Raw genomic sequence first — 18868 nt, 5'->3', positions numbered from 1 at the left:
CTGGAAATGCGCAGCCACAGCACGGGTGATTGCTGCGGGTGATTGCAGGGGCGATTGTTTGTGCACCGTCAAGGCGCGTCAACCCCCGCCGCAGCGGACCATGCCGAGTCTTTACGGGCCCTCTGTACGAGCCGTTCGTGAGGAGCCGTCTGTGACGAACCCGCGTCCGATCAGGAACTCAGGTCAAAGGCTCCGGTCAAAGGGTCCGGTCGGAGGGTCCGGTCGGAGGCTCGGACCAAAGGCTCCGGTCAGAGGCTGGTGAGCAGACCGTCCAGCGGGGCGGGTGTGTGATCGGGTTCGAGGGCCTCGACCAGGACACGTCCGTAATGGATCTTCCGCCCCTTCTTCGTGCCGAGGAAGCGCCGCAACTGCTGCTGCGCCGTGCGGCCCCGCTGGGCGGGCTGGCGCAGGAAGGTCTGCAGCGCGCGCAGGTCGCCCTCCGCCCGGACCAGTTCCGTCACCCGGGCCACGCCCAGCGCGCGGATCAACTCGTCCTCCAGATCCGCCGCGCAGACGAAGAAGCCGTGCTGTGCCGCACCGGCCCGCTCCCAGCCGCGGGCGTAGTACGGGCGCTCCCGCTCGTCGCACAGCCCGGTGAGGCGCAGGCCCAGTCCGGCCGGCCCGAGGAGGCCGGCGAACCGCCCGACGTTCATCGCCCCGCCCATCGGCAGGACACAGACCCCTTCGGCCGCCAGGTCCCGGCCGCGGCCCGCGGCCAGCGCGCCGACCGCCGCGGCGTCGCTCGGACCTTCGAGCAGGACGGCTGCCCGCACGGACAGCCGCGCGGCCAGTTCTCGCGCGGGGCCCCCGGGCCCACCGGCCGCCCACGCGGTGACCGCCTCCCGGAACGCCCCCATGTCAGCCATGAGCCGAGTCTCCGCCCTTTCCAACGGCCACGGTAGGCAATTTCCGCGACCGCACCCCGACCCCGGCGGTCAACGGCCGACCGCCACACCGCCTCCGGCCCCGACAGTCAGACCGTCTCCGGTCCCGACCGCCGTACCGTCTCCGGCCCTTGTCCTGACCGCCGTCTCGCCGTACCGCCGTCGGCCCCCGCCTCCGAGCGCTGCACCCCCGCCGGTCCGGGCCTCGACCCCAAGCGCCGTACTGCCGTACCGCCCACCCCCGCCCCACGGCCGCCCGGCCCCTCCCCCGTTACCCAGTCGCACTGTCCGCTCCCACCGAGGAAACGCTCAGTCCGCTCGGCAGGGTGCGGCTCGGTACGGCTCACGCGGGGCTGCTCGGGCCGCCCGGCGTAACCTGTGGCGATGGACGACGAGATGCCCCGGGACCACCGGCCCGGCGCACGCATCCGGGTGCTGCTGGCCGAGGATCAGGGCATGATGCGTGGCGCTCTCGCCCTGCTCCTCGGCATGGAGGAGGACATCGAGGTCGTGGCCCAGCTGGGCTCGGGCGACGGCATCGTGGACGCCGTGCTCACGCACCGGCCGGACGTGGCCCTGCTGGACATCGAGCTGCCGGGCATGAGCGGGCTGGACGCGGCGGCCGAGCTGCGGGACCAGGCTCCCGACTGCCGGGTGCTGATCCTCACCACCTTCGGCCGGCCGGGCTATCTACGCCGGGCCATGGAGGCCGGAGCGGCCGGCTTCCTCGTCAAGGACGGGCCCGTGGAGGAGCTGGCCGCGGCGATCCGGCGTGTGCTCACCGGGGAGACCGTGGTCGATCCGGCGCTGGCGGCCGCCGCGCTCAGCGCCGGGCCGAATCCGCTGACGCCCCGTGAGCGGGAGGTGCTGACGGCGTCGGTGGACGGGGCGACCGTCGCCGACATCGCCGGCAGGCTGCACCTGTCCGAGTCGACCGTCCGCAACTACCTCTCCTCCGCCATCGGCAAGACCCGCACCCGCAACCGGGCCGAAGCGGTACGGGAAGCCCGGCAGCAGGGCTGGCTCTGAGCAGGGCCTCCCGCGCCCAGGGTCACTCCGTCACATCCGCATCCACCCAGGCCACCCCCACCGAGCCGACCGTCGCCGCCATCGCCGGCACACTGCACCCGCACCCAGGGTCACTTCGTCACGTCCGCGTCCTCGTAGGCCGTTCCCTCGGGGGCGACGCACACGAACCAGTTGCCTCCCGGATAGCCCGCGACCGGGCGGATCAGCGCGGTGCCGTCAGGGGCGGCCGGCGCCGAGCCCGCCGGCCGGGCCACCGTGGAACTGCCGTCCTTCCAGTGGCAGGTGACCTCCCGGGCGGTCTTCGCCACATGCCCGACCACCAGCCGTTCCGGGGCCGTGGGGCCGGCCTTGTCCAGGCTGACGGCGGCGGCCATGAGGTCGGTGCCCGAGAGGCGGTCGATCCTCTGGTGCGTGTCGAACATGACCACCAGGGAACGGCCGTCGCCGTAGGACCGCATGGAGAAGTACGACGTCTTCCCGACCAGGTCGGCGGCCTTGTCCACGGCCGGCCGCAGGCCCATCCGCTTCATGGCGTCGAACTGCCGGTCAGCCTCCCGCGCGTCACGTGGCGCGCCCCACACCTCGACCCAGACCCGCCACTGCTTGCCGTGCTCGGTCCCCCGCGCCAGCTCCGTCCGCCGGGGGTCGTACACATGTCTCTCCTCCGCGGACGCCGGGCCGGGCGCCATCGGCGTCCCCCGGTCGACGCGCTCCCCGGGCAGCCCGGCGAAGGCCAGCGTGGCCCCCGTCGAGCCCGCCAGCACCAGGGCGGTGGCCGCCGCCACGGCCCAGCGCCGGGCTCTGCGGCGCCGGCCGCCGCGGATGACGGCCTGGACGGGGGCTATGCCGATCTCGACCTCGTCCGCCGCGTCCGCGAGCAGGAGGGCGATGTCCGTCTGCGTCATGTCGTGGTTCTCCCGGTCCGCGCTCATCACTTCCGCCCTCCGTGCGTCACCATGTCGGCCAGTCCCGGTATGGCGCGGAGTTTCGCGATCCCCTTGGCCGCGTTGCTCTTCACCGTGCCGACCGAGCAGCCCATCGCCTCCGCCGTCTGTGTCTCCGTCAGGTCCTCCCAGTAGCGCAGCACGACCGCCTCCCGCTGCCGGACGGGCAGTTGCGCGAGTGCCTTGAGCAGGGCGCTGCGGTCGTCGGCCTGGGCGATCCGGTCGCCGGTGTCGGCCACCTCGCGCACCAGGCCGGAGTCGTCCTTCGGAGCGAGGAACTCCCTGAGCCTCCGTCGGTGTCTGCGCGCGTGCGCGTTGATCATCACGCGCCGTACGTATGCCTCCGGGTCGTCCGCGCCGCCGACCCGGCGCCAGGCCACATAGACCCGTTCGAGCGTCGACTGGACCAGGTCCTCGGCGGCGTGCTGCTCCCCCGTGAGGAGAAATGCCGTACGCATCAACCGCGGCCAGCGGCCGACCACGAAGCTCTGGAACTCCTCGTTCCGAGTCTGCTTCCCGTCCCCCATGGGCACCTCCTAGATGTCTGAAGGAGTCCATGGGCCGCCCGGACCGTTGCCCCGGTCCGCACCAGGATTTCTCCTCCCGCCATGACACCGCGTCAGTAACCCATGGAACGGTCAAGAATTCGTTAGAGGCCCGAAGCAACGGAATAGTTGCCTGTGCATACGAGGTTTACCCAGCACTTATGACACGCGGAAGGCCTCACCCCATGCCAGAGACGACGACCGACCAGCCCACCCGGCAAGCGGGCGGCGCCGTGGTCCCCGTGCTCGCCTTCGCGGGCATCGTGGTCGCGGTGATGCAGACGCTGCTCGTGCCGGTCATCAAGGATCTGCCGCAGCTTCTGGACACCGCCCCCAGTAACGCCACCTGGGTCCTCACCTCGACCCTCCTGTCGGGCGCCGTCGCCACCCCGATCATGGGCCGGCTCGGCGACCTCTACGGCAAGCGCCGCATGCTGGTCCTCAGCCTCGCCGTGATGGTGGCCGGCGCCCTGGTCAGTGCCTTCACCGACCAGCTGCTCACCATGATCGTCGGCCGTACCCTCCAAGGCTTCGCCATGGGCGCGATCCCGCTCGGCATCGGCCTGATGCGCGACATGCTGCCCCGCGAGAAGCTGGGCTCGGCCATGGCCCTGATGAGCTCCTCGATCGGCGTCGGCGGCGGCCTCGCGCTGCCCGCCGCTGCCCTGGTCGCGCAGCACACCGACTGGCACGCCCTGTTCTACGGCGCCGCCGGCCTCGGCGCGCTCGCCATCCTCCTCACCCTCCTCGTCGTCCCCGAGTCCCCGATGCGCGCCCAGGGCTCCTTCGACCTGCTCGGCGCGCTCGGCCTGTCCGCCGGTCTGGTGCTGCTCCTGCTGCCGATCACCAAGGGCAGCGACTGGGGCTGGTCCTCGGGCACGACGCTCGGTCTGTTCGCCGCGGCCGTCGTCGTCCTGCTGCTGTGGGGCGTGTACGAGCTGCGGGTCCAGGCGCCCCTGGTCGACCTGCGCACCACCGCCCGCCGCGAGGTGCTGCTCACCAACCTGGCCTCGATCATGGTCGGCGTCAGCTTCTACGTCGTCTCGCTCGTCCTGCCCCAGCTCCTCCAGCTGCCCACCGCGACCGGCTACGGCCTCGGCCAGTCCATGGTCGTCGCGGGCCTGTGCGTGGCCCCGCTGGGCCTGACGATGATGTTCACCGCCCCGGTGTACGCCCGTCTGTCCGCCCGCTACGGCCCCAAGGTCACCCTGATCACCGGCCTGGTCGTCATCGCGATCGGCTACGGCGGCGGCCTCGGCCTGATGGACGCGGCCTGGCAGACGATCATCACGTCCGTCGTCCTCGGCGCGGGCATCGGCCTCGCCTACTCCTCGCTCCCCGCGCTCATCGTCGGTGCGGTCCCGGCCTCGGAGACCGGCGCGGCCAACGGCCTGAACACCCTGATGCGGTCCATCGGCACGTCGGTGTCGAGCGCCGTCATCGGCATGGTGCTGGCCAACACGGCGAACAACGTGAACGGCGTCGCGATCCCGACCATGCACGGGTTCCGGGTGTCCTTCCTGATCGCCACCGTCGCCGTCGCGGTCGGTCTGCTGCTGGCGGTCTTCCTGCCGAAGGCGGCCCGCCCGGCGCAGCACACCCAGCTGCGGGCGAGCAGTGAGGAGGAAGCCAACCTGGAGCGGGCCGAGGAGGCGCTGCGCGGGTTCCGGGGGCGGGTCCTGGACGCCGGCGGCGCGCCCGTGGCCCGGGCCAAGGTCACCCTGATCGACCGCCGGGGGCGGCAGGCCGGTGCGACCGTCTCCGCCGAGGACGGCAGCTATGCGCTCGCCGTGCCGGCCGAGGGGGCGTACGTGCTGGCCGCGCGGGCCTCCGGCCATGGGCCGCTGGCTTCTTCGGCGACGCATTCCGGTGCGGAGCGGGCCGTCGACCTGGATCTCTCGCTGCCCGGGGAGACCGTGAACGCCTGACGGGCACCTCGTTCCGCCGTCCGGCTCCGCGCCCTCGCACCGCACCCCCTGTCCACGCGTGACCGGGGGTGCGGCAGCATGGGCGCCCGGACCGACGTACGACCGAAAGGCGCCCCATGCCCGCCGCTCCCAAGCCCGAGATCCTGGCCGCGTTCGAGGCCGCGAAGGGCTTCATGCCCCTCGACGAGGGGCTCGCCCTCTACGACGCCGCCGTCACCGCCGGCCGGCTCGGGCTGCCGCTGCTGGAGGTCGGCACGTACTGCGGGCGCTCGACCGTCCTGCTGGCCGACGCCGCGCGCGCGGCCGGGGTCACGGCGCTCACCGTCGACCATCACCGGGGCAGCGAGGAGCAGCAGCCCGGCTGGGACTACCACGACCCGGAGACGGTCGACCCCGAGGTCGGCCTGATGGACACGCTGCCGACCTTCCGGCGCACGCTGTTCAGGGCGGGGCTGGAGGAGCACGTGGTCGCCCTCGTCGGCCGCTCCCCGCAGATCGCGGCGATCTGGAACTCCCCGCTCGGGTTCGTGTTCGTCGACGGCGGCCACACGGACGAGCACGCCACGGCCGACTACGACGGCTGGGCGCCGCACGTGGCCGAGGGCGGGCTGCTGGTCATCCACGACGTCTTCCCCCACCCGGAGGACGAGTTCACCGGCCAGGCGCCGTACCGGGTGTACCTGCGGGCCCTTGGCTCCGGGGCGTTCGAGGAGGTCTCGGCGACCGGCTCGCTGCGTGTCCTGCGGCGAACGGGAGCGGGGATCTGAGGCCCCGGTTAGAGTCGCAGACGTGTCGTACGTTGGTCCGGACTTCGATCCCCCGCAGCCCCGCCGGCCCCGGCGCCGCCCGCTGACCGTGGCGCTCGCCGCCCTGGTGCCCGGGGCGCTGCTCGGCTGGGTGGTGTACGGGGCGGCCGGCGGTGGCGGTGCGGACCGTACGGCCTCCCCCGCGCCGGCCCCGCACGGCTCCGCGGTGTCCTCCGCCCCGGCCCCCTCCCCGAGCGGCAAGAGCGGCAAGAGCGGCGACAGTGGCAGCGGCGGCGGTGACGACGGCAAGGTGTCCGGCTCGCCCTCGGGCCGGCCGGGCGGTTCCGGTCCGCTCAAGGGGAAGGTCGTCGTCGTCGACCCGGGGCACAACCCGGGCAACTTCCGGCACACGGCGGAGATCAACCGCCCGGTGGACATCGGAACGAACCGCAAGGAGTGCGACACCACCGGTACGTCCACCAACGACGGTTACACCGAGGCGCGGTTCACGTTCGACGTGGCGCAGCGGCTGCGGGAGCTGCTGGAGCGGCAGGGCGCCACGGTGAAGCTCACGCGCGGCGACGACAGTCCGGCGTGGGGTCCGTGCGTGGACGAGCGGGCCCGGATCGGCAACGCCGCGCGCGCGGACGCGGCGATCTCCATCCACGCCGACGGCTCCGCCCCCGGCAACCGCGGCTTCCACGTCATCCTGCCGGGCTCCGTGCACGCGGGTGCCGCCGACACCCGTGCCATCGTCGGCCCGTCCCACGATCTAGGGGTGCGCATCGCCGGCAACTTCCTCCGCGAGACGGGGGAGCCGCCCTCCAACTACCTCGGTGACGGTACCGGTCTCGTCACGCGGACGGACCTGGGTGGTCTCAATCTGTCAACGGTTCCCAAGGTGTTCATCGAGTGCGGCAACATGCGCGATAGCAAGGACGCGGCACTGCTGACCAGCGGCGCCTGGCGACAGCGGGCCGCGCAAGGGATCTCTGAGGGAATCGTGAGTTTCCTGCGCGATTCGTGAGCGGCGGGCGGAACCGGCCGGACAGCCGGATCTTGCGGACGATAGTGTCTACCGACGACGAGACGACCTACGAAGGACCTGAAGTGAATATCCGCTCCCTCACTAGAGGCGACGGCGTGGTGATCGGAGCAGCGGTGGTGCTGTTCATCGCGTCGTTCCTCGACTTCTACACCTACTCCGGCTTCGGCGCTGAAGTCAGCCGGAGCGCGTGGGACAACCTGGGCATGGGCCTGGGCACCTACATGGGCGCGGTGATCGGTGCCGTTCTCATCGTCGTCAACCGCTGTCTGCCGCAGCCGCGCAAGGTGGCCGGGCTCGACCTGGCCACGGTCGGCACCGCCTTCGCGATCCTGGCGGCCTGGACGCTGCTGTGGACGCTGATCGACCTCGACAACGTGGACGCCGGCGCCGGTCTCGTCCTTGGGTTCATCGCCGCTCTCGTCCTGGCCGCCGCCGCCATCGCCACCCCGCTGGTGCCCGCCCTCCAGGCCGCCCTGGTCCCGGCCCCCAAGCCGGTCGCCCCGCAGCCCTACGGCGCCCAGCCGCCCGGTGGTTACGGCTACCCGGGCGCCCAGCCGCAGCAGCCCTACGGTGCCCAGCCGCAGCCGGGTCAGCCGTTCGGGCAGCAGCCGCCGGCCGCGCAGGGTACCGCCCCGGCGCCGCAGCCGGCCGCCGCGGACTTCTCGCCGTTCTGGTTCGCCGTGCCGGTGCCCCGCCCGCTGTTCTCGGAGGACGGTTCGCCGAACCAGATCGCCGAACTGGCGCCGGGCACCTGGTACCTGGCCGTCGAGCAGCGCGGTGCCGCGCTGGTCGCGCAGACCCAGGACGGCCGCCGTGGCGTGCTCCAGGACACCTCGGGCATCCAGCGCGGCTGAGCCGCACCACGGCACCGCACCGGCCCCTCGCCCTTCCGGGCGGGGGGCCGTTGTCGTCGTACAGTCGCCTCTCTACCGGCAGTTGACAGGGTGTCCTAGCCCTTGGCCAGCTGGGAGGCCGAGGGCACCTGGTCCTTGACCGGGGCACCGGCGCTCCTGCCCGCGTCCTTGACATCGCCGATGACGTCGTTGAACGAGTTCACCGCGTTCTCGTCGCCCTTGCGGAGCTTGGACGGCAGGTTCTTCAGGGCCTCGATGCCACTGCTGAGGGGTTCGAGCGCCTTGGAGAGCGTCGGGTCGGCCTTGGCGTTCCTCTGGGCCGCCTTGAGCCGGTTGTAGGCGAAGGCGCCGGCGAGACCCGCCTTGATCAGGGCGGTCTTGCGGCCCTTGGCGCCCTTCTTGAACTTGCCTTCCTTCCAGGGCTTGACGATCCACTGGTAGGTCGCGCCGGCGGCCAGGCCCGCGTCCACCACGAAGCGGGTCTTGGCGAACCTGCGCTTCTCCTCGGACGTGGTCGGGCTGGGACTGTCGACGGCGGGGACGGCCTGTGCCGCCGCGGTGTCCTTCGTGCTGTTCTTCTCGCTGCCTCCACAGGCGGTGGCACCCGCCACCAGGGCGCAGCACAAGGTGAGCGCCACGACGAGGCGCCGTATCGGTACGGGCACGAGAGTCCTCCGGACGTGTCCTCCCCGAGCGGTCTGCTTCCTCCGGCAGCCTCGTCCGGGGTGGCCGGGTGCGCCACCCGGGGGACGCCGTCCGGGTGGTGTCCGGGCCGGGTCCGGGTCGGCTCCGGGCTCCCTGGGGGGTTTCACGGCACATCGCCCGGCAATCCGGAGAGTATGTCCCCTCGATATCGCAACGGCGCGAACCAGGCCGGGACGGTCATCGCGGTCGTCGCCGACATCATGGCGTTGATCCTCGGCCTGTGGATCCTGATGTACCTGTTGGACGCGAACCGGGCGAACAGCCTGGTCCAGTTCGTCCATGACGCGGCCTCCTGGCTGGCCGGCTGGTCCCACGACCTCTTCACCTTCGACGAGGCCTGGGCCCGGGTGGTCGCCGGATACGGACTCGCCGCGGTGGTCTACCTGTTCGTGGGCCATGCCATAGCCAACCGGATGCACCGGCACTGACCCCGGCGGACGGCCGGACCGGACCCTCGCGGAGCCGTTACGTCCGCGCTCGGGTCAGCCGCAGCAGTCCGGGTCCAGTCCGGCCGGCAGGTGTTCCCCGCCGAACACCGCGCACGTGGCGTCGTGGCCGCCCAGTGCGGCCACGGCCAGCAGCAGGGAGCCGGCCGTCCAGGTGGTCAGCTCGCGGGGCCAGATGGCGTCGTCGTCGAAGACGTAGCCCGTCCAGTACAGGCCGCTGTCGGCGTCCCGCAGGTGCTGGATGGACTGGAGGATCTCCAGGGCCCGGTCGGACTCGCCCATCGCCCACAGGGCCAGGGCGAGTTCGCTGGACTCGCCGCCGGTCACCCAGGGGTTCGGGACCACACAGCGCACCCCGAGCCCGGGGACGACGAACCGGTCCCAGTCCGCCTCGATGCGGGCCTTGGCCTCCGCTCCGGTGAGCGCGCCGCCGAGGACCGGGTAGTACCAGTCCATCGAGTAGCGGTCCTTGTCCAGGAAGCGCTCCGGGTGGCGGCGGATCGCGTGGCGCAGGGAACCGGCGGCCAACTCCCAGTCGGGCTGCGGCTCCTCGCGTTCCTCGGCGATGGCGAGCGCGCACCGCAGGGCGTGGTGGACGGAGGAGCTGCCCGTCAGCAGCGCGTCCGTCGTCGGTGTGCCGTCGTCCTCCCGGCGCCAGCCGATCTGGCCGCCGGGCTGCTGGAGCCGCAGCACCCATTCGACAGCCGCGTGGACGGTCGGCCACATGCGGTCCAGGAACGTGTCGTCGCCCGTGGACAGGTAGTGGTGCCAGACGCCGACGGCTATGTAGGCGACGAAGTTGGACTCGCGGGCGCGGTCGGTGATCTCGTCGTGGGCGCCGTCGGCGTAGGCGGCGTACCAGGAGCCGTCCTCGTTCTGGTGCCGGGCGAGCCAGTCGTACGCCCGCTCGGCGGCGTCGTGCTCACCGGCCGCGTCCAGGGCCATCGCGGCCTCGGTGTGGTCCCACGGGTCGAGGTGGTGCCCGCGGAACCACGGGATCGCGCCGTCCTCCCGCTGCGCGGCCAGGATGCCGGCGACGGTCGCGGCGGCCTGCTCGGCGGTGAGGACCCCGGGCAGGACGAGGTGTTCTGTCCGGGGGGTGGTCACTTGGCGGCCACCCCGTCGGTCTCGGCGAGCCGGGGCAGGTGCGGCTTGGTCGCGTAGACCACGAAGCTCTTGCCGATCAGCGGGTTGAGCGCCTGCTCGGCGAGCCGGGTGGCGAGCGGCTTCTTCATGATGTCCCAGACCAGCAGCTTGTGGTACGCCCGCACCGGCAGCGCCTTGTCGTTGTCGACGCCGAACGCGCACTTGAGCCACCAGTACGGCGAGTGCAGCGCGTGCGCGTGGTGGCTGCCGTACGGCTTCAGCCCGGCCTCGCGGACCTTGGCGACCAGTTCGTCGGCCTTGTAGATGCGGATGTGGCCGCCCTCGACCTCGTGGTAGGCGTCGGACAGCGTCCAGCAGACCTTCTCGGGGCCGTAGCGCGGCACGGTGATCGCGATGCGCCCGCCCGGCTTGAGCACGCGGACCATCTCCGCGAGCACGCCCTTGTCGTCGGGGATGTGCTCCATCACCTCGGAGATGATGACGACGTCGAAGGACTCGTCGGGGAAGGGCAGGGCGAGGGCGTCGCCCTCCATGGCCGTGGCGGTGGCGCCCTCCGGTGCCTCCCCGGCCTCCCTCATCGCCGCGAACCACTTGGCGACCTCGCGGATCTCCTCGCCGTTCTGGTCCAGGGCCACGACCTGGGCGCCGCGCCGGTAGCACTCGAAGGCGTGCCGGCCGGCTCCGCAGCCGAGGTCCAGGACACGGTCGCCGGGGGCGAGCGGGAACCGGGAGAAGTCGACGGTCAGCACGTGGCCCTGCTTTCGGAGGAGACGCCTGCAACACTTGCCGGGGCCGCGGAGCGGCCGGGGGTCGGGGCCGCGGAGCGGCTCGGGGAGTGGCCCGCGGAGCGGGCGATGGCCTCGCGGTAGTGGGCCACGGTGCCCTCGGCGGCGCGGGCCCAGGTGAAGCGGTCGAGCACCCGCCCGCGGCCCGCGTGGCCGAGGCGCGCCCGCAGCTCCGGGTCCCCGAGCAGCCGGTTCAGCCCGGCGGCCAGCGCCCCCGCGTCACCGGGCGGTACGGCCAGGCAGGTCTCGCCGTCCGGCCCCGCGACCTCGGGGATCGCGCCGCCGGTGGTGGCGACCAGCGGGGTGCCGGTGGCCATGGCCTCGGCGGCGGGCAGCGAGAAGCCCTCGTACAGGGACGGCACGCAGGCCACCTGGGCGGAACGGATCAGGTCGACGAGTTCGGCGTCGGAGATGCCCTTGACGAAGTCGACGGCGCCTTCGAGGCCGTACCGCTCGATCGCCTGCGCGACGGGGCCCTCCTGCGGGCGCTTGCCGACGACGACGAGGTGGGCCGCGGGGTGCTCGGTGCGCACCTTGGCGAGCGCCTCCACGAGGAACACCAGCCCCTTCAGCGGCACGTCGGCGCTGGAGGTGGTGACGATCCGGCCCGGCACCTCGGCGACGGCCGGATCCGGCGCGAACAGGTCGGTGTCGGCACCGATGTGGACGACGTGGACCCGGTCGTCCCGGACGCCGAGGTGGTCCACGATCTCCTGGCGCGAGCTGCCGGAGACCGTGAGGATCGAGGGCAGCCGGCGGGCGACGCGCTTCTGCATGCGGGTGAAGGCGTACCAGCGGCGCACCGAGTAGCGGCGCTGCCAGGTGTCGGCGGCGTCCAGCTCCAACTGCCGGTCCACGGTGATGGGGTGGTGGACCGTGGTGACCAGGGGCGCGCCGAGGTCGCCCAACAGGCCGTAGCCCAGGGTCTGGTTGTCGTGGACGACGTCGAACTCGCCGCGCCGGGCGCGCAGGTGGCGGCGGGCGCGCAGCGAGAAGGTCAGCGGCTCGGGGAAGCCGCCGGTCCACATGGTCCCGACCTCCAGGGCGTCGATCCAGTCCCGGTACTCCTCCCGCTTCGGGGTGCGGAAGGGGTCGGGCTGGCGGTAGAGGTCGAGGCTGGGCAGCTCGGTGAGGGTCAGGCCGGGGTAGCCCTCGTCGAGGACGGGGTACGGCTGGGAGCCGATGACCTCCACGCGGTGGCCGAGGCGGGCCAGCTCCCGCGAGAGGTGTCGTACGTAGACACCCTGCCCCCCGCAGAACGGGTTCCCTTTGTAGGTGAGGAGCGCGATGTCGAGCGGTCGTCCGCCGTCGGCAGCGGGTTCCTGGTCGGCACCCGCTTCCCGGGCCTCAGCGGTCACTCCGTGCCCCCTTCTGCCTGCACTGTCCCGCGAGACTACGACGGGACGCTAATCTAGAACAAGTTTCAGACTTGATCGTTCAAGAGGCTCTGAATCTACCGGCAGGTAGGGGCGCTGTGAGCAGTGGATCGGGTGATTCGCGCCACGGCGCGGCGCCCTGCCATGCTGTCCGATCACAAGCCCAACAGACGGCCTCACCGACTGTCACGGAACGGGGATCCATGCCTGCGGAAGCCAGCACCTCGCGTCCGGCCTCGCCCCTCACCGAGCGCCAGGAGGCCCGCCGTCGCAGGATCCTGCGCGCGAGCGCGCAGCTGGCCGGCCGGGGCGGGTTCGACGCCGTGCAGATGCGAGAGGTCGCGGAGTCGTCGCAGGTGGCCCTGGGCACGCTGTACCGCTACTTCCCGTCCAAGGTGCATCTGCTGGTCGCCACCATGCAGGACCAGCTGGAGCACATGCACGGGACCCTGCGCAGGAAGCCCCCGGCGGGCGACACGGCCGCCGAGCGGGTCGCGGAGACCCTGATGCGGGCCTTCCGCGCCCTCCAGCGCGAGCCGCAACTGGCCGACGCGATGGTCCGCGCCCTCACCTTCGCCGACCGCAGCGTCTCGCCCGAGGTCGACCAGGTCTCCCGCCAGACGACGGCGATCATCCTGGACGCGATGGGCCTGTCGGACCCCACCCCCGAGCAGCTCTCCGCGGTCCGGGTCATCGAGCACACCTGGCACTCGGCCCTCATCACCTGGCTGTCGGGCCGCGCCTCCATCGCACAGGTGAAGATCGACATCGAGACGGTGTGCCGGCTGATCGACCTGACGGAGCCGGCGTAACACGCATGAGTCGGGACACGGAAAGACCTACGAGACGGGTTCCCTTCGCCGGTATGGTCCGGATCAGGTCATAGGGGTCGCCGTCCGGCCTGACTGCTGCCTTCCAGCCTCTCAGCCCTACCGTCGCTGTCGGCCCGGGCGGATGCCTGCGCATCCCGCCTGAGTCGGCTACTCCGGTCGGACTCCCTCACTCGCCTCGTAGGCTGTTTCCAGGATAGACCGGAAACCCCGCGACGGAACCCCCCATTTCCGACCAATTCTCCCCGGTGTCACCTCCAGGTCAGCCGATCAAGGTCAGCCCGCTCCAGCTCCGGCCGATCGGCGTCTGTGCCGCCCACTGCCCGAGCAGACGGCGGGCCTCCTCCTCGGGCGCCGCGAAGGACACCCGCTGGGCACCCGCGTGGACCTTCCGCTCCTGCTCGTGCGTGCCCTCGCTGCAACAGGCGCACAGGACCTCGAAGCCGCTCGCCGGTTCGGCACCGTAGCCATGCCGGTCGAACAGCTCGATCAGGGCGTCGACATCGGCCACCTCGCTCGCGTTCACCGTCGCGGTCAACGTCGGCAGGTCGGAGGACTGGAAGAGGAGAAGCTCCTCGAAGACGGGGTACTCGCGCCCCTCGATGACCCGTCGCCCCTTCGGTTCCCCGTCATGGACGACGATCTCGCCGTAGCGGCGTCCGCCGCTCACCGGCACGTTCACCACCCGGCCGCGCGTCGGACAGAGCCGGTCGATCCAGACGACCTCCCGCTCCCCGCCCGTGTCCAGCCGGACACACGCCGGCCCGAACCGCCCGTTGATCTCGCCCTCCCCCGGCGGGAGCTGGATACCGAAGCCCTCCCAGGCGTCCCTGGCCGTCGCCCAGTCGCGCTGGATGGTCGCCGCGATGCCCAGGTTCCAGTACGCCGGATCGCCCTCACCCCGCGGAGCCCGGGCGGCGGCCTCGCGGCCCAGCTCGTACGCCTTCCCCCAGTTGCGCAGGAACTTGTGGGCGAGCGCGGCGTCGTACCACCACACCGGGCTCTTCGGCTCGTCCGGGTAGTGCGCGAGGACCCGCTCGAACAGCCCGGCGGCGGTCAGCCAGTCCTCGGCGTCCCAGGCCGCGTACGCCTGGTCGATCAACTGCTCGGCCTCGGACTTGTGCACTCTTCCCCACCCTGCCCACTGCGACGCGGTCCACCGGAACCGCAGGAGCGTACCCCGCCACCCGCCACCCGTCCCCCGCCGGGCCGCGCCTGCGCCAAGGGCGGTACAGCGCCGGGTTGTCCCCTCCGGTTGCGGTGGTGATGATGGGCTGTCGAACAGGCCGAACAGGCGGGTATGTGACAGCAAAGCGTTACTGGGTGCTGACGGAGGCGTCGCTCGTCATCAAGGGAAGGGATCTGCACCCCGAAGAGATCACGCCCTTCCTTGCCATCGAGCCCACTGGGGTACGCAATCCGGGCCCCGGTAAATGGGACCGTCCGGGCGAGACCGACGGACAGTGGAGGATCAGCTGCGACGAGCGCACGACCCGGGACTTCCACGAACAGCTGGACAGTATCCTCTCCGTCGCGGAACGGAAGCGGACCGAGCTCAGACAGCTGGCCGAACGAGGATATGAGGTGACCGTCAACCTCTTCGGCTTCTCCGGAAACGATTACACTCTTGCTCTTCATCCGGAAGAAATCAGGCGAATCGCACTCCTGGGATTCCCCCTCAAGGTCGCAGCCAGCATGAGCGAACGCTGAGAGAGCAATCATGGAAATGGAACCTGCGGCAGGACTGAAGCCCTGGGCTGACCTGAGCACGTCCCTGGTCGTATCAGGTCAGGAAGTGGATACCGGGTCCCTGGTCATGGAGTTCCAATTGGCCGACAGCGAAGAGTTCGCCTCACTTGACGGCGTGGGCATTCATTCCGGCCCCGGCTGGGCCACGCTCACCGTTGACGAGCGACGCTCGAAATGCGCCGACGAACAGGCCGCGGCACTCATCGGATTCCTCAGGTCCCGCAAGTCGGCGCTCGAGGCGCTGAAGGAGGCGGGAAAATCGGTGAGGGTCGATGTGGCAGGCGTTGCCGAGTTCGGATCGGGGCTCCACCTCTCGCCAGACGTCCTCGCAGGTCTCGCAGAACTGGGAATCCCTGTCACTTTCACGACGGTCCGGGCGTCCGGGGAGGACGAGGAGGACCCGCTCGCCTGGCTCGGCTGACCTGAAGTCCGACCCCGACGACGCGACCGTCACCGAACCCCTCGGTGACCACCTCGACTCCCTGGAGCGGATCGGCCGGCTCACCCCCGCCGAGGCCTCCGGCCCACCAGCACCCCTTCACCGACGCCCCGGGTCGCGTCCAGGCACTGCTCGACCACCACGCGAGCCGCCTCGCGGGCATGCTCGCCGAGCCCCTCACCCCCTGGCAGCTCGCCGAGCGGCGGCCCCTCCCGTTCGGCGGGCCGGCACCCCAGGCGGCGCCGGCCCGTCGAGGCCGTCAGGTCAGTCCAGCCCCACCGCCTCCCGCTCCGCCCGGGTCAGGGGCGGGCCCGGCAGGGGGCCCTTGCGGGGGCCGAAGGAGAGGGTCCACAGCATGTCGGGAGCGAACAGGCGGGCCGCCGGGGTGCGCAGGCTCATGACGTCCAGCAGGCCGCGCAGGGCGCGGGGGTTCTCGGAGCCGGCGGCCACGGCCTTGTCGACGTACGCGGTGAGGAGGCGTTCGACGCGGGTCGGCGGCTGCGGCGCGGCCCCGGGGTAGGAGGCGTCCTGGCCGACCGCGAGGTTCCACGCGTTGCCCACCGGCCGGGCCACCGCGCGCTGGATCCGGCGGGCGGTGCCGGGCGCGGTGGGGCCGTACCGGTCGAGGGTCCGGCCGAGGGCGAGGGCGCTCTGCGCGGCGACGGACAGGCCGTGGCCGTAGACCGGGTTGTAGCCGGCGACGGCGTCCCCGAGGACGGCGAAGCCCTCCGGCCAGGTCCCGGCCTTCTCGTAGAAACGCCGGCGGTTGGCCGTGCTGCGGGTGGTCACCGGGTCGGTCAGCGGTTTCGCCCGCGCGAGGAGCCGGCCGATGACCGGGTCCTTCAGGGCGGTGAGGGCGAAGTGCTCGAACGCCTCCGGCTCGGCAGAGGGTTCGCCGCCCCGGGTGCCGGAGAGCGTCACCAGCCAGCGGTCGCCCTCGATCGGTACGACGACCCCGCCCCGGCCGGGCGCCTCGCGCGGGTCGGCCTGCACGTTCACCACCGGGTAGCGCAGGGTCGCCGTGGCCTCGGGGGCCGCGTAGACACGGCTGGCGTAGGTGACGCCCGCGTCGACCACCCGCTCCTCGACCGGTGCGTGGCCCAGGTCCCGCAGCCAGTTGGCCGCGTGGGAGCCGCGCCCGCCGGCGTCGATCACCAGGTCGGCGTGCAGCGTCTCACCGGTCGCCAGGCGGACGCCGGTCACCCGGTGCCGGTCGCCGGTCAGGCCCGCCACCCGGGTCCCGTCGCGCAGGGTGATCCGGCGCCGGGCGAGGACGTCGGCGCGGATCACCGCGTCCAGCAGGTCCCGGCTGCACACGATCATGTGGTGCCGGGAGTCGGTGAACCGCCGGAACCACTGCCCGGAGGGCGCCTTGCTGACCAGGTCCCGCATCACCCCGATGAGCCCGGCGCCCCGGGCGGTCAGCTCCCCGGTGACGCCCGGCAGCAGCTCCTCCAGCGCGGCCACCCCGCCGGACCAGAGCAGATGGGCGTGCCGGGCCTGGGGCAGGCCCCTGCGCGGCTCGGGGCCCGCGGGCAGCCGGTCGGCCTCCACGATCGTCACCTCGTGGAAGCGGCTGGCGAGCACGGACGCGGCGAGCATGCCGGCCGTGCTGCCGCCGATGACGAGCGCGGTACGGCGGCGGGTGGGTATGTCAGGCATGTGAGGTGAGACCTTCCGTGGCGACCGCCTGCCGGCGGAACCGTTCGATGGCCGCCGCGTGGTTCCGCAGCGCGTGCGCGACGGACTCCAGTTCGCCGTCGGGGACGAAGGCGGCCCCGGCCCGCCCCGCCGGCAGCGGACGGGCGTGGCCGTCTGGCGCGTGCAGCGCGTCGGCCGCGACCAGGATGTCCACCGCCGCGGCGATGCCCCGCGCCACGGGCTGCGGGTAGCCCGCCGCCGTCGCCGCCGTCCGCGTCCGTTCGCGCCGCGTCGCGGACAGGTGCGGGGCGAGCTTGAGCAGCCCGTCGTTGATGGCGGCCCGGCGCAGCTCCAGGCGGAGGGCGGCACCGCTGACCCGGCCGGTCGCGGGCGCCGCCGGGGCGGTGACGGCCAGCATGGTCTGCCACAGCGGCTTCAGCCGCCGGTGGGTGCGCACCAGCCTCCGGTGCTCCGCCGCCCACGGCCCGGCCTGCCCGGCGATGAAGCCGACGGCCACCAGGACGGCCTCGGCGATGGCGAACGGCGGTGCGGCGTACGTCGACAGCCAGTCCCAGTCCCGGCCGCTCCACCGGGCGCCGATCGCCGCGAGCTTGGCGACGTCGAAGAGGAGCCCGAGTGCGTAGGCCACCTGGAGGAAGATCACCGCCCGGCGCAGCCAGGTGTCCTCGACCTCCCGGTACCAGGCCCACAGCATGCCCGCCGCGACCAGCGCGGACACCAGGTGGGCGACGAGGTAGAGCAGCACGAACTCGCGCATCCAGGGCGTGCCGGCGTAGTAGGTGTCGAGGTCGCGCGTGCGCTCCACCCGGTGGTCGCCGAGCAGGAACGTCGTCCACAGGCCGACGATGATGACGGTGTACGCCACCCGGACCAGCCGGGTGCGCCGGCGGCGCACGGCGGACGGGGGCTCCCGCCAGGTGATGATGAGCCACAGGCAGGCACCGCAGTACGCGGTCAGCAGCGAATAGACCCAGAGGCCGGCGAAGTTGGGGATTCCGGTCAGTACGTTGATGCGGTGCAGGTTGGCCGGTGGCAGCGAGGCGAAGCAGACCGCGCCGATGCCGAGCAGCAGGGCGGTGGCCCGCAGGATCGGATCCTGCCAGGCGCGCCGCAGCAGCGGCAGTTTGATCACGAAGGCGACGGCGAGCAGGGCGGCCGGGACGGCGTAGGCGGCGAAGGAACCGGCGATGTCCCAGCGCATCAGGGCCCGCCGATGTTGCCCAGCGAGGACGACAGCCGGTCGGTGAGGGTGTCCTGGGTCATCCGGCCGGCCGCGCCCGGCCCCACGACCTTGGAGAACTTCGCGGCGAGGCGCAGCCCGCACTCCTCGGCCTCCCACTCGGCCTCGGCCGCCGCCGCGGCGGGCGAGCGGGTGGCCATGGCGACGACCCGGTCCCAGGGAACGTCGTCCTCGGCGCGGGAGAGCAGCCGACGGGCGGCGGCGGGCAGGCCGGACGGGTAGTGCACGTCCAGCGTGCCGTAGTGGATGTGCCCGATCTCGTGCCCGGCGATGACGAACTTGTGCGGGTCCGGGGCCCGGTCCTCGACCACGACGATGTAGTCCTCGTCCCGGGCGAGGGTGATCCCGGAGACGTCCAGGCCCGGCGGGAAGGCGACGAACTTCAGCCGGACCGGGCGGTCGAGCCGCGGGCTGAGCGTGGCGCACAGCGCGTGCAGGAACGCCTCCGGGCCGGTCGGCGGGGTGAGGGTGCGGACGGTGTCGCGCACGAGCCGGTCGAGGAAGCGCCTCGGGGACCTGAAGTGCCTCGCCAGAGGTGCCGACCGCGGGTA

20 protein-coding genes and 1 pseudogene are annotated in these 18868 nt (G+C 72.3%); 10 read left to right on the top strand and 11 right to left on the bottom strand.

The window, feature by feature from the left end; all coding sequences use genetic code 11:
• Nucleotides 1-248: 248 nt before the first annotated feature.
• Entirely contained in the window at nucleotides 249-866 is a 618-nt protein-coding gene (locus C3492_RS07715; protein ID WP_103810970.1) for a TOPRIM nucleotidyl transferase/hydrolase domain-containing protein, read from the bottom strand.
• A gap of 414 nt (nucleotides 867-1280) precedes the next feature.
• Here C3492_RS07715 and C3492_RS07710 point away from each other — a divergent pair, with 414 nt between their 5' ends.
• On the top strand, nucleotides 1281-1913 hold the full coding sequence (locus tag C3492_RS07710) for a response regulator transcription factor (protein WP_181140262.1): 633 nt from the start codon (nucleotides 1281-1283) through the stop codon (nucleotides 1911-1913).
• A 110-nt stretch (nucleotides 1914-2023) separates the two neighbouring features.
• Here the strand turns inward: C3492_RS07710 and C3492_RS07705 are convergent, their stop codons facing one another.
• Both C3492_RS07705 and C3492_RS07700 read right to left on the bottom strand, forming a co-directional pair.
• The gene (locus tag C3492_RS07705) at nucleotides 2024-2848 is read right to left on the bottom strand and encodes a hypothetical protein (RefSeq protein ID WP_103810968.1); all 825 of its coding nucleotides are present in this window, start codon (nucleotides 2846-2848) and stop codon (nucleotides 2024-2026) included.
• Entirely contained in the window at nucleotides 2845-3384 is a 540-nt protein-coding gene (locus C3492_RS07700; RefSeq protein ID WP_103810967.1) for a SigE family RNA polymerase sigma factor, read from the bottom strand. The genes C3492_RS07705 and C3492_RS07700 overlap by 4 nt, the downstream gene beginning before the upstream one ends.
• A 203-nt stretch (nucleotides 3385-3587) precedes the next feature.
• On the opposite strand from C3492_RS07700, the gene C3492_RS07695 reads away from it, so the two are divergent.
• From C3492_RS07695 to C3492_RS07680, 4 genes are all read left to right on the top strand, one after another.
• Nucleotides 3588-5330, top strand: a complete 1743-nt coding sequence (locus C3492_RS07695) for an MFS transporter (protein WP_103810966.1) — start codon at nucleotides 3588-3590, stop codon at nucleotides 5328-5330.
• Nucleotides 5331-5446: 116 nt separating this feature from the next.
• Nucleotides 5447-6097, top strand: coding sequence for a class I SAM-dependent methyltransferase (locus C3492_RS07690; RefSeq protein WP_103810965.1), 651 nt, complete (start codon nucleotides 5447-5449; stop codon nucleotides 6095-6097).
• A gap of 22 nt (nucleotides 6098-6119) precedes the next feature.
• Nucleotides 6120-7103, top strand: coding sequence for an N-acetylmuramoyl-L-alanine amidase (locus tag C3492_RS07685; protein WP_181140246.1), 984 nt, complete (start codon nucleotides 6120-6122; stop codon nucleotides 7101-7103).
• Between the two features lie 83 nt (nucleotides 7104-7186).
• Entirely contained in the window at nucleotides 7187-7978 is a 792-nt protein-coding gene (locus C3492_RS07680; RefSeq protein WP_258055551.1) for a DUF5336 domain-containing protein, read from the top strand.
• Between the two features lie 95 nt (nucleotides 7979-8073).
• Here C3492_RS07680 and C3492_RS07675 read toward each other — a convergent pair whose 3' ends face one another.
• Nucleotides 8074-8643 carry a hypothetical protein gene (locus tag C3492_RS07675; protein ID WP_103810963.1) on the bottom strand — a complete coding sequence of 190 codons (570 nt, stop codon included), beginning with the start codon at nucleotides 8641-8643 and terminating at the stop codon, nucleotides 8074-8076.
• A 174-nt stretch (nucleotides 8644-8817) separates the two neighbouring features.
• On the opposite strand from C3492_RS07675, the gene C3492_RS07670 reads away from it, so the two are divergent.
• The gene (locus tag C3492_RS07670; RefSeq protein ID WP_014672411.1) at nucleotides 8818-9111 is read left to right on the top strand and encodes a hypothetical protein; all 294 of its coding nucleotides are present in this window, start codon (nucleotides 8818-8820) and stop codon (nucleotides 9109-9111) included.
• Nucleotides 9112-9165: 54 nt separating this feature from the next.
• On the opposite strand, the gene C3492_RS07665 is transcribed toward C3492_RS07670, so the two are convergent.
• The 3 genes from C3492_RS07665 to C3492_RS07655 are packed head-to-tail and all read right to left on the bottom strand — an operon-like array spanning nucleotide 9166 to nucleotide 12379.
• A complete protein-coding gene (locus tag C3492_RS07665) occupies nucleotides 9166-10236 on the bottom strand; it encodes a prenyltransferase/squalene oxidase repeat-containing protein (RefSeq protein WP_103810962.1) in 1071 nt (356 codons plus the stop codon).
• Nucleotides 10233-10985 carry a class I SAM-dependent methyltransferase gene (locus tag C3492_RS07660; protein ID WP_103810961.1) on the bottom strand — a complete coding sequence of 251 codons (753 nt, stop codon included), beginning with the start codon at nucleotides 10983-10985 and terminating at the stop codon, nucleotides 10233-10235. Before C3492_RS07660 ends, C3492_RS07665 begins: the two co-directional genes overlap by 4 nt.
• Nucleotides 10979-12379, bottom strand: a complete 1401-nt coding sequence (locus tag C3492_RS07655; RefSeq protein ID WP_103810960.1) for a glycosyltransferase family 4 protein — start codon at nucleotides 12377-12379, stop codon at nucleotides 10979-10981. Before C3492_RS07655 ends, C3492_RS07660 begins: the two co-directional genes overlap by 7 nt.
• 221 nt (nucleotides 12380-12600) lie before the next feature.
• Here C3492_RS07655 and C3492_RS07650 point away from each other — a divergent pair, with 221 nt between their 5' ends.
• Nucleotides 12601-13209, top strand: a complete 609-nt coding sequence (locus C3492_RS07650) for a TetR family transcriptional regulator (RefSeq protein WP_103810959.1) — start codon at nucleotides 12601-12603, stop codon at nucleotides 13207-13209.
• Nucleotides 13210-13489: 280 nt separating this feature from the next.
• On the opposite strand, the gene C3492_RS07645 is transcribed toward C3492_RS07650, so the two are convergent.
• Nucleotides 13490-14353, bottom strand: a complete 864-nt coding sequence (locus C3492_RS07645) for a tetratricopeptide repeat protein (RefSeq protein WP_103810958.1) — start codon at nucleotides 14351-14353, stop codon at nucleotides 13490-13492.
• Between the two features lie 197 nt (nucleotides 14354-14550).
• Between C3492_RS07645 and C3492_RS07640 the strand changes: the two genes are divergently transcribed.
• The 3 genes and pseudogenes from C3492_RS07640 to C3492_RS45470 all read left to right on the top strand — a co-directional run.
• Nucleotides 14551-14937, top strand: coding sequence for a DUF4279 domain-containing protein (locus tag C3492_RS07640; protein WP_181140245.1), 387 nt, complete (start codon nucleotides 14551-14553; stop codon nucleotides 14935-14937).
• Between the two features lie 10 nt (nucleotides 14938-14947).
• Complete coding sequence (locus C3492_RS44500) at nucleotides 14948-15397, top strand: hypothetical protein (RefSeq protein ID WP_181140244.1); 450 nt, start codon at nucleotides 14948-14950, stop codon at nucleotides 15395-15397.
• A gap of 1 nt (nucleotide 15398) precedes the next feature.
• Nucleotides 15399-15636, top strand: a pseudogene (locus C3492_RS45470) (MBL fold metallo-hydrolase); the annotation flags it as partial.
• A gap of 43 nt (nucleotides 15637-15679) precedes the next feature.
• Here the strand turns inward: C3492_RS45470 and C3492_RS07630 are convergent.
• Genes C3492_RS07630 through C3492_RS07620 form a run of 3 tightly spaced genes read right to left on the bottom strand, consistent with a single transcriptional unit; the run spans nucleotide 15680 to nucleotide 18805 of the window.
• The gene (locus tag C3492_RS07630; RefSeq protein ID WP_103810956.1) at nucleotides 15680-17077 is read right to left on the bottom strand and encodes an NAD(P)/FAD-dependent oxidoreductase; all 1398 of its coding nucleotides are present in this window, start codon (nucleotides 17075-17077) and stop codon (nucleotides 15680-15682) included.
• On the bottom strand, nucleotides 17070-18278 hold the full coding sequence (locus tag C3492_RS07625) for an MAB_1171c family putative transporter (protein ID WP_103810955.1): 1209 nt from the start codon (nucleotides 18276-18278) through the stop codon (nucleotides 17070-17072). Before C3492_RS07625 ends, C3492_RS07630 begins: the two co-directional genes overlap by 8 nt.
• Complete coding sequence (locus tag C3492_RS07620) at nucleotides 18278-18805, bottom strand: hypothetical protein (RefSeq protein ID WP_103811054.1); 528 nt, start codon at nucleotides 18803-18805, stop codon at nucleotides 18278-18280. The genes C3492_RS07625 and C3492_RS07620 overlap by 1 nt, the downstream gene beginning before the upstream one ends.
• Between the last annotated feature and the right edge of the window lie 63 nt (nucleotides 18806-18868).

The sequence above is a fragment of the Streptomyces sp. Ru62 genome, assembly GCF_002920615.1.
Taxonomy (GTDB): Bacteria; Actinomycetota; Actinomycetes; order Streptomycetales; family Streptomycetaceae; genus Streptomyces.
Note: the sequence above shows the minus strand (reverse complement) of the source record. Positions and strands in the feature narration are given on the sequence as shown.